The organism is Sporomusa aerivorans (assembly GCF_041428895.1).
Classification (GTDB): domain Bacteria; phylum Bacillota; class Negativicutes; order Sporomusales; family Sporomusaceae; genus Sporomusa; species Sporomusa aerivorans.
On the sequence record NZ_CP156926.1, the window covers coordinates 2,226,734 to 2,237,500 of the forward strand.

At 43.5% G+C, this 10,767-nt stretch carries 6 protein-coding genes and 2 rRNA genes (1 of these 8 running past the window's edge); all 8 read left to right on the forward strand.

Features of this window, described 5'->3' with window-relative positions:
• Positions 1 to 51: 51 nt before the first annotated feature.
• Positions 52 to 678 (forward strand): AAA family ATPase, encoded by a 627-nt coding sequence (locus tag SATMO3_RS10195; RefSeq protein WP_371380594.1) that lies wholly within the window; start codon positions 52 to 54, stop codon positions 676 to 678.
• Complete coding sequence (locus SATMO3_RS10200) at positions 678 to 1,463, forward strand: hypothetical protein (protein WP_371380595.1); 786 nt, start codon at positions 678 to 680, stop codon at positions 1,461 to 1,463. The genes SATMO3_RS10195 and SATMO3_RS10200 overlap by 1 nt, the downstream gene beginning before the upstream one ends.
• On the forward strand, positions 1,456 to 2,007 hold the full coding sequence (locus SATMO3_RS10205; RefSeq protein WP_371380597.1) for a hypothetical protein: 552 nt from the start codon (positions 1,456 to 1,458) through the stop codon (positions 2,005 to 2,007). Before SATMO3_RS10200 ends, SATMO3_RS10205 begins: the two co-directional genes overlap by 8 nt.
• A gap of 529 nt (positions 2,008 to 2,536) precedes the next feature.
• Positions 2,537 to 4,045, forward strand: coding sequence for an IS21 family transposase (gene istA, locus SATMO3_RS10210; RefSeq protein ID WP_371371065.1), 1,509 nt, complete (start codon positions 2,537 to 2,539; stop codon positions 4,043 to 4,045).
• A complete protein-coding gene (gene istB, locus SATMO3_RS10215; RefSeq protein ID WP_371371064.1) occupies positions 4,042 to 4,779 on the forward strand; it encodes an IS21-like element helper ATPase IstB in 738 nt (245 codons plus the stop codon). The genes istA and istB overlap by 4 nt, the downstream gene beginning before the upstream one ends.
• 314 nt (positions 4,780 to 5,093) lie before the next feature.
• Positions 5,094 to 7,751, forward strand: coding sequence for a pyruvate, phosphate dikinase (gene ppdK, locus SATMO3_RS10220; RefSeq protein WP_371380599.1), 2,658 nt, complete (start codon positions 5,094 to 5,096; stop codon positions 7,749 to 7,751).
• A 405-nt stretch (positions 7,752 to 8,156) separates the two neighbouring features.
• A 16S ribosomal RNA gene (locus SATMO3_RS10225) occupies positions 8,157 to 9,711 on the forward strand.
• A 442-nt stretch (positions 9,712 to 10,153) separates the two neighbouring features.
• Positions 10,154 to 10,767, forward strand: a 23S ribosomal RNA gene (locus tag SATMO3_RS10230) (it continues 2,303 nt past the right edge of the window).
• Together the 16S and 23S rRNA genes form the textbook arrangement of a ribosomal RNA operon.

The window sequence follows — 10,767 nt, forward strand, 5'->3', positions numbered from 1 at the left end:
TTGAGTTTATAAATGTCATTTGATGATATGTTTATTGATAGGAGATAAAAAATGATAAAAATTTTAGTTAATTCGCCTAAAGGTGGAGTTGGTAAAACTACATTAGCAACTAATATTGCTATATATTTAGCTCAAAATCAATATAAAGTTTGGGCCTTTGATTTAGCGCAAGGAGAACAGATGACAACAGCGCTAAAAGTAACTGAGTTTTTCAATGAAGAGCAAAAATCTAATAAAATTAATACGAGCGAGTTGGATTCAATTCCTAAGAAATTTAATAAAGCTAGTAATTATGATGTTTTAGTTGCTGACACCGATGATTATTTTGAAATTATTAAAGATTTGGCGGATCGGGAAATCTCTAAGGGGTGGAAAATAATTGTGCCTATAATAGATGAATATAATGGTTTGCAAAGGATTCCTAAGGAAATAGGCGCATTATGTGTTTCGTATATGTTCGCTGGCAAAATGGATTTTGATCTAAAAATAGTTCCCAATAAAATTTCAAATCTTGCATCGATTACAAAAATAAAAAAGAAACTAGAAGAGCAAGGAATAGAAGGATTTATGAGTGAAAGTTATATTACTGATTGTAAGTCTGAACCTCCTTACTATATTAATGAAAAAAACTTTTATAATGAGATAAGAACATTGTTAAAAGAAGTTGGGGTGATATAGTGTCAAAGCTTGTATCAGGTTTAAAAGAGAAAAATAAGTTAGAAGGAAAAGTGGGTATTTATCTTCCTAAAGATTTGTTTTATGATTTTTATAGTATTGGGTTAAAAAAAATAGAAAAATTTAGAAATTTATCAGAACTGGTGAAGTTTTGTATATCTTTTTACGCTTATCATTCTTTAGACTTGAATCGAGAACTATATGGACAATTAAAATATAGCGAAATTCCTAATAAATTCTTTGATCAACAAGAAACTTTTAGAGAAAAGATTACTTTGAAAGAATTTGAAGAAAATTTTATTAAAGTTGAAGTGCTTAATTGGCATTTGATTATTTGTTTAAGTAAGTGTGATGATATAACATTTGAAAATAATTTTGATATTATTAGAAGAATTCTTATGCTGAGTTGGGAGAATTTAGATAAAAGCGAATATTGGAGGAGGGAAGAAAGGTTTAGAGTCGGTGTGACTGATATTTTTCAAAAAAATATTCATCAATTGAAAATTCTTCATGGTAATTATAGTAAAAGTACTTTAATAAAAAAATGTTTACAATTTTATGCGTTTAACGTTGCTAATAATAAAAATTTAAGTCATTTAGAAAATTATTCAAAGAAATATGCTCATGAAATAAATGAACTTACTGAAATAGAGCTATTGTTGCCTGATTATTTGGCTGAAACTTTAAATTTTCATTATAATATTGCAAATGATATTCAAAAAATAATAGATTATAACTTAATGGTCTTTAAAAATCTATTTCCAGAAAGGAGTATAAATATTGGCTAAAATACATAAAGAACTAGCCTGTATGCTCCTAGGATATACGACTAAAGAAAAAGAAGAGATTGGAAATAAAATAGTTTTAGCATTAGGAGGAGACCCTACTAAAATTGCTACGGATTTACCAAAGCGAAGAGGTAATTCAGATGGAGGGATAGATGGTAGAATACCTATTATAATCGAAGTAATTCAAGAAACTCGGAGAGGAAACGCAACGCTTTATTCTGATAAAGTGCGTCGTGAGGCTAAGGCGGCATTTTGTATAAAGCTACAAAGTCAAAATTTTACTAGAGATCAATTAGGATCATTTATAGAAGATATGAGGAGAGAACGCATTTTTGATGGTATTATTGTAACGGTGATGCCATTATCTCAGGATGCTGAAGTCAGATTTAAGGCTTATAATGAACAAGGGGATATAAGAATTTGTCATATTTTAATTGAAGATTTATTAGCTAACAATGTATCTATTGGTTTTGAATTAGCAAATGGCAAATCTTTTCAAAGTAATTTTGTTAGTGCTTTGAAAGAATATTGTTCACATGCTTAGTTAGTAGTTAGACTCTTTTAATGTTTGTTTAAATATTAAAAGTATAGAGGAGTGCAACGTTCTGTATGAAAATTACTTTCATCGTCTAATGTACAGGGAGGATGAGCTATTCTGTTTAACTCTCTTGCAATTTAAAGGGTTGGTAGCTATAATAAGTGTAATAATGTCGAGGATACTATGTCGTAGGGCACTGCCATTTATTCGCCAAAGGGCAAAATGGCTTAACCTGCCGACATAGAAAAAACGACCTTGCATTAAAGCTTTTCGAAGCTTGTGCAAGGTCCTTTTTTTATCCTCAACCCGCGTAAATACAGGAATTTCTGCTTGCTAAAAGAGGCGGGCACCATGGAGTGGCGGGCATTCCTGGCAAAGCCAGGGAGAATTGTAAATGGTAAACTAAAATACAGAGTTTTAAGCCAGTAGAACTACAAACTTTCTCGCCACAAAGCACACAGTTTTTCGCCAATAACTACACAGTTTCCAGTCAGCTGATACAATAGAAGCACGCTGAGTATGGAGGCTGCTAGAAATGAAGGGATATTCTGTGTATAGCAAAATACATCAACTAAAAGAACGCGGATTCCGAAAAGATACCGTGGCGAAAAGTCTTGGCATCAACTGGAGAACAGTGGACCGCTACTGGAATATGACGGTGGATGAGTATGAATCTAATGTCGCCACGGTCTGCAAGGTCAGGCTGCTAGACGATTACCAGGACACAATCATCAGCTGGCTACGGGATTATCCTACGCTTAGCGCAGCACAGGTTTGTGATTGGTTAAAAGAACACTACAGCGCGACCTTTAGCGAACGAACGGTCTCTCGGTATGTAAAGAACCTGCGGAATGAGTATGATCTGCGCAAAGCACTCAATCAACGAGATTATGCAGCTGTTCCTGAATTGCCAATGGGGCAGCAATTGCAAGTAGACTTTGGCGAGAAGTGGCTGAAAAATGTAGACGGTGGCCGCATCAAGGTCTATGCTGCAGCTTTTGTTCTGGCACATTCCCGTTTTAAATATGCCGAATTACAGAGCCGCCCCTACACCGCTTCGGATTTGGTGCGAGTATGTCACCAATGCTTCAGGTATATGGGCGGAATGCCGCAAGAGATGGTTTTTGACCAGGATAGTATCGTTTGCGTGGCAGAAAATGCCGGTGATATCATACATACTTATGAATTTGAAAAACTTCGGCAGGAGTGCAAACTGAGTATTTATATGTGCCGTGGTGCTGACCCTGAAAGCAAGGGGAAGGTGGAAAGCACCGTGAAATATGTGAAAGGCAATTTTCTGGAAAACCGGCTTTACGTGGATGATGATATTCTAAACAGCAGCTGCCTGGATTGGTTGGAGCGTACCGCAAACGCAAAAATTCACGGAACAACAAAGCGTGTGCCTGCCGAAGTATTTGCCGAAGAACGGGAATACTTACGGCCGCTGGTCGATTGCGCAGAAAATAACGGCGCTCACCTATGTAGAACTGTCCGCAAGGACAATACCGTTATTTATGACAGCAACCGTTATTCCGTTCCACTTGGCACTTACAATGCGCAAAAAGAGGTTTGTATTGTGCCCAAAGATGGCATTTTATACATTCAGACTGTATTTGGCGATCGCATTTGCCAACATCGCATTTCCAACGGTCGGGGTCTGCTCATCCAAAGCAGAAGCCACCAGCGCGACAGAACCAGCTCTCTGAACCAGATGCAGGTTGCACTGGGTACGCTTCTTCTTGCCAAGGCGGATGACTTTCTCCAAACGATCCGTACAGAGAAATCCCGGTATGCCAGAGATCAATTTAAGCTGATCCATACGCTCTGCGACCAATATGCTGTAGACGCTGTCCTGGAAGCTGTAGGTTTTTGCCAGTACAGTAACCTTTACAGCGCGAATTACATAAAAGACTATCTGGAACACAATGCCTTTAAACAACCCCAGCCGCCAGAGTTGCCCCTTCCGATGAGCAATGCAAAGTATCATGTGACAACGCAAAAGCGCTCGCTTGATGTCTATGCCAAGGAAAGTGGTGACCGATGATGATGCGGCCAATTGACCGGGTAACTGGACTACTTTCTGATTTACGCATGACTCCCGTGGATTTTGAAGCACTTTTTGCAGGTAAAAATTCACTAACACCCGTGGAGAGTGTAGAACTGTTTTTACTGGAACAGCAACGGCTTCGAGTACAAAAACAGAATCTGCTACGCCGCCGCAGAGCAAGCCTGCCTGCTGAGAAAACCATGGATTCTTTTGATTTCGGTTTTCAACGCAGTGTTTCCAAGGAACAGATGTTGCGGCTAAGTGATATGACGTGGGTTGAACAAGCATACAATGTTTGCTTGTTGGGGCCTCCCGGCGTTGGTAAAACCCATCTTGCTTTGTCCCTGGCGGTGAAGGGGCTGAACTTGGGTTATGCAGTGGCGTTTGAAACCTTGGATACCCTTATGAAGATTCTAAAAACGTCCGAAATTTCCAGAGCCAGCAAACGTCGACTCAGATATTTAAGTAAGGCTGCTCTGGTGATTGTTGACGAAGTTGGGTTTATGCCACTCTCCCCGGCAGAGGCTAATTTATTCTTTAGCTTTGTGTCTTCTATGGCCGAGCGTACTTCGATGATTATTACATCAAACAAAGGGTTCGACGAGTGGGCTGAGTTCCTTGGCGATGCAACGATTACAACAGCCATTCTTGACCGCCTAATCCACCACTGCGAGATTATCAATATGACTGGTGACAGTTATCGCTTAAAGCACCGCAAAAGTATTACTTGAAAAACTCTGCACTTTGTGGCGGAAAACTCTGCATTTTGATTGACTGCTTACAAGAATACAGGAAAATGCCCTTTGGAGAATAAATGGCAGTGCCCCACGACATTAGAATGTAAAAACTATGAATGGCTGCTGCCGTTCATAGTTTTTTTTCGCCTTAGGAGGAGAATTTCAAAATATGTTGAATAGAATATAAATAGGCTATGCTAATTAAAAAATAAACCATATTTAGCATAAGCTATTAGTAGTGTGAGTATATTGGTAAGCTGTTTGTAATTGCTAATGTGTTGGGATATATCGGAAAGGGGAAATGATGCGTGGCTAAATTTGTTTATCTGTTCAAAGAGGGCCGAGCCGACATGAAGGCTCTGTTAGGGGGTAAAGGCGCTAATCTGGCGGAGATGACCAATATTGGCCTGCCTGTACCACCGGGCATGACTATTACAACAGAAGCCTGCACTGAATACTACCGCTTGGATCGTAAATTGCCTGAAGGGGTGATGGCGGAAGTACAACGTAACTTGACAGTTATAGAGGAGCAGGCCGGTAAGAAATTTGGCGATCTAAGTAATCCGCTCCTTGTATCGGTCCGGTCGGGAGCTATGTTTTCTATGCCTGGCATGATGGATACCATTCTGAATCTGGGGCTTAATGAAGCGACTGTACAGTCGGTTGCCAAGAATACCAATAACCTTAGGTTTGCATATGATGCATACCGTCGTTTTATCCAGATGTTCAGTGATGTTGTTCTGGAGATTCCCAAGTATGAATTTGAAGATATTTTGCACAATCAAAAAGACAAGCAAGGCGTAAAATATGATCAGGAGCTTAGCCCTGAGTCGTTGCGCAAAATTATTGATGAATATAAAAAGCTTGTGTTAAGCAGAACCGGCAACCCATTTCCGGAAAATCCGCTTGAACAATTGGAAATGTCAATTGAAGCGGTATTCCGTTCCTGGAATAATGACAGGGCTATCATCTACCGTAATTTAAATAAAATTGATCATGACCTTGGCACAGCAGTAAACATTCAGTCGATGGTTTTTGGCAATATGGGGAACGACTCGGGAACTGGCGTAGCATTTACCCGTAACCCGTCAACCGGAGAAAATGTGTTGTACGGCGAATTCCTTACCAATGCCCAGGGCGAGGATGTGGTTGCCGGTATTCGCACGCCGCGGCCTATCGCTCAGTTACAGGAAGAAATGCCGGAAGTTTACAATGAATTTGTCCGGATTGCCCGCTTACTGGAAAGCCATTATAAAAATATGCAAGACATTGAATTTACTATAGAACGTGGCCGCTTATATATTCTCCAGACACGTAACGGTAAGCGTACCGCCCAGGCCAGTGTCCGGGTGGCGTTTGAATTGGCCCAGGAAGGGCTGATAACCAAAGAACAGGCGATTCTCCTGGTAGATCCAGGTCAGCTTGACCAATTGCTTCACCGGCAGATCGACAGCAGTATAGAAGTAAGCGTGCTGGCTAAAGGTTTACCTGCTTCACCAGGCGCAGCTTCCGGTCAGGTGGTTTTTGATGCTGATGAAGCCGAGCGGCTAGGAAAAACCGGTAAAAAAGTGTTGCTGGTTCGTACTGAAACAACCCCGGATGACATTCACGGCATTGTGGCTGCCCAGGGTATTTTAACAAGCCGGGGCGGGATGACCAGTCATGCGGCTGTTGTTGCCAGAGGTATGGGTAAGCCGTGTGTCTGTGGCTGCGAAGCTATTAGAATTGATTATGTAAAAGAAGAATTTACAATAGGCGCAACTGTTATCAAAAAAGGCGAGCTGGTTTCCATTGATGGCGCCACCGGAAGGGTGATCCAAGGTCAGGTGCCAATGAAAGATCCGGAAATATCAGCAGAATATACAACATTGCTGCAGTGGGCAGATGAAATAAAACGGCTTGCTGTTCGCGCCAATGCCGATACTCCGGAAGACGCAAAGAAGGCGCGGGAATTTGGTGCTACCGGCATTGGGCTGGTCAGAACAGAGCATATGTTTATGGGGCAGGATCGGCTGCCTTTTGTACAAAAAATGATTCTTGCTGAAACGCTGGAAATGCGGCAGGAAGCATTGGCTCATCTTCTGCCAATGCAAGAGGGAGACTTTTATGGAATTTTGCAGGTCATGGAAGGATTTCCGGTTACTATCCGTCTGCTGGATCCTCCTCTGCATGAGTTTCTCCCCAGTGTAGAAGAACTACTTGTTGAAACCACTGAACTAAGAATAACGGCAAGAGATGCTGCGCTGCTGGAAGAGAAACTGCAATTACTGAAAAAAGTGCGCAGTTTGCATGAGTTCAATCCTATGCTGGGCCATCGTGGCTGCCGGTTAGGCATTACATTCCCTGAAGTGTACGAAATGCAAATGCAAGCGATATTCAATGCTACTGCAAGACTGACCAAGGAAGGCTGCAAGGTTTTGCCGGAGGTTGAAATTCCATTAACAATTGACGTAAATGAGATGAAATTCTTTAAAAAGAAAATAGATGCTATTGCCGAGTCTACTATGAAAGCATTTGCTATTAGATTCCACTATTCTGTCGGCAGCATGATTGAAATGCCAAGAGCCTGCGTTATGGCCGGCGAACTGGCCGAGGTCTGCGATTTCCTCAGCTTCGGCACCAATGATCTGACTCAAACCACCTTTGGATTTAGCCGTGATGATGCTGAGGGAAAATTCCTGCCGCATTATCTTGAAAGCAAAATTTTAAAAGAAAACCCCTTTATCGCTATTGACCGCAAAGGTGTCGGTGCTCTAATGGAAATGGCAGTGGAACGCGGACGAAAGATCAAACCCGCTATTGAAATTGGTATTTGCGGAGAACATGGCGGTGAACCTTCCTCTGTTGCCTTCTGTCATAAAATTGGCCTGAATTATGTTAGCTGTTCCCCATACCGTGTACCCATTGCGCGATTGGCTGCCGCGCAAGCTGCGATCAGTGAAGGCGAAATCATTGGTACTCGTTAATCCGGTTAATGACTAAATATATGGGAGTAGTATACCTTTTCTATAATCTATAAAAGGGTATATTACTCCCAAAAATTTCAAAGAATAAGATTGTTGACATCCTGTTTGTCAATATGATATTATATGAAAGTCGCCGATTGGTGAGGCAAGATATTCCAAGTAACGTATGTTGCTGGAATAAGATCCAAAAATAAATATGTTGACATGTTGCAATAAATATGGTAACATAAGTAACTGTCGCCGCTAATATGCGACAAACAAAAAAAGTGCGTTGTGCACGGTGTTCCCTGAAAACTGAACAATGTAAGTAATGCATCAAAAAGCCAGATGTGCGGTGCTCAATGAGCACATTAAATAATTTCTTTTAAATTTTATGAGCCAACAAAAGGCTCCATAAATATAACTTTTATGGAGAGTTTGATCCTGGCTCAGGACGAACGCTGGCGGCGTGCCTAACACATGCAAGTCGAACGGAGTATTCATTTATGGATACTTAGTGGCGAACGGGTGAGTAACGCGTAGACAACCTGCCTCTAAACTGGGGACAACACCGCGAAAGTGGTGCTAATACCGAATGTGGTAACTTGGTTGCATGACTGAGTTAAGAAAGGTGGCCTCTATATATAAGCTACCGTTTAGAGATGGGTCTGCGTCTGATTAGCTAGTTGGTGAGGTAATGGCTCACCAAGGCGACGATCAGTAGCCGGTCTGAGAGGATGAACGGCCACACTGGGACTGAGACACGGCCCAGACTCCTACGGGAGGCAGCAGTGGGGAATCTTCCGCAATGGACGAAAGTCTGACGGAGCAACGCCGCGTGAGTGAAGAAGGTTTTCGGATCGTAAAGCTCTGTCGTTTGGGACGAACGTATCTTGTGTAAATAATGCAAGGTAATGACGGTACCAAAGGAGGAAGCCACGGCTAACTACGTGCCAGCAGCCGCGGTAATACGTAGGTGGCAAGCGTTGTCCGGAATTATTGGGCGTAAAGGGCGTGTAGGTGGATTTTTAAGTCTTGTGTCTAAGTGCGGAGCTCAACTCCGTATGGGCGCAGGAAACTGGAGATCTTGAGTGCAGGAGAGGAAAGTGGAATTCCCAGTGTAGCGGTGAAATGCGTAGATATTGGGAGGAACACCAGTGGCGAAGGCGACTTTCTGGACTGTGTCTGACACTGAGGCGCGAAAGCCAGGGGAGCGAACGGGATTAGATACCCCGGTAGTCCTGGCCGTAAACGATGGGTACTAGGTGTAGGAGGTATCGACCCCTCCTGTGCCGGAGTTAACGCAATAAGTACCCCGCCTGGGGAGTACGGCCGCAAGGTTGAAACTCAAAGGAATTGACGGGGGCCCGCACAAGCGGTGGAGTATGTGGTTTAATTCGACGCAACGCGAAGAACCTTACCAGGGCTTGACATTGAGTGAAAAACTAAGAGATTAGTTCCTCCCTTCGGGGACACGAAAACAGGTGGTGCATGGCTGTCGTCAGCTCGTGTCGTGAGATGTTGGGTTAAGTCCCGCAACGAGCGCAACCCTTATCCTTTGTTGCCAGCACGTTATGGTGGGAACTCAAGGGAGACTGCCGCAGACAATGCGGAGGAAGGCGGGGATGACGTCAAGTCATCATGCCCCTTATGTCCTGGGCTACACACGTACTACAATGGGCTTAAACAAAGCGAAGCAAGCCTGCGAAGGTAAGCGAAACGCATAAACAAGCTCTCAGTTCGGATCGGAGGCTGCAACTCGCCTCCGTGAAGCCGGAATCGCTAGTAATCGCAGGTCAGCATACTGCGGTGAATACGTTCCCGGGCCTTGTACACACCGCCCGTCACACCACGAAAGTTGGAAACACCCGAAGCCGGTGGGGTAACCGCAAGGAGCCAGCCGTCTAAGGTGGGGCCGATGATTGGGGTGAAGTCGTAACAAGGTAGCCGTATCGGAAGGTGCGGCTGGATCACCTCCTTTCTAGGGAGAACCGTTCGGGGTAACACCTGAACTACTTCCAAGGTCGACACATCAGGCAAGATACATCTTACATTGTTTGGTTTTGAGGGAATGCTAGTTACCGGAAGTTACTTGCTGAACTAAGCAAGTAGTTCTGATAGCATAGATATTCCTGATGTTCCTTGAAAACTGCACAGAAGAAAGCAAAGTAAAGTAATGCCTCATAGTAATATGAGAAGTTCTTTACGCGCAATTAGGATTTATACTAAAGGCAAACGTAAGCTAAACCCTCGGCACAGTAAAATGTAGCCGAGAGACTGGCTAGCGTGCATTAGATGCTAGGCGGAGGGAGGACGCGAACGGAGTCGTACTGGAAGTACGTCGAAGAGAGCGCCCGGACTGACAACAACGCAGATGATGTGCGATAGACAGTCGACAATGTATCAGCAACAAGACAAAATTAAGTCAAGTTACTGAGGGCATACGGTGGATGCCTAGGCGCCAAGAGCCGAAGAAGGACGCGGTAAGCTGCGAAAAGTCATGGGGAGCCGCAAGCAGGCATTGATCCATGAATATCCGAATGGGGGAACCCGGCGGTGGTAATGCACCGTCACCTAGCGATTGCTAGGAGGGCACCCGGGGAACTGAAACATCTAAGTACCCGGAGGAAAAGTAATCAAACGAGATTCCCTAAGTAGCGGCGAGCGAACGGGGAAGAGCCCAAACCAGAGAGCTTTGCTCTTTGGGGTTGAGGACTGACAAAAATCAGAAAATATCTAGCCGAATCATCTGGAAAGATGAGTCACAGAAGGTAAAAACCCTGTAGGCGAAAGATTGCATCTGAGGGTCAGAATCCAGAGTACCACGGGACACGAGGAACCCTGTGGGAAGCAGGGGGGACCACCCTCCAAGGCAAAATACTCCTTGGCGACCGATAGCGCATAGTACCGTGAGGGAAAGGTGAAAAGCACCCCGGGAGGGGAGTGAAACAGAACCTGAAACCGTATGTCTACAAGCAGTCGAAGACCCTTATGTGGTCAACGGCGTGCCTATTGAAGAATGAACCGGCGAGTTACA

Coding starts and splice junctions, on each gene's coding strand:
- SATMO3_RS10195 (WP_371380594.1), top strand. CDS start 52: ATGATAAAAATTTTAGTTAATTCGCCTAAAGGTGGAGTTGGTAAAACT.
- istA (WP_371371065.1), top strand. CDS start 2,537: ATGAAGGGATATTCTGTGTATAGCAAAATACATCAACTAAAAGAACGC.
- istB (WP_371371064.1), top strand. CDS start 4,042: ATGATGATGCGGCCAATTGACCGGGTAACTGGACTACTTTCTGATTTA.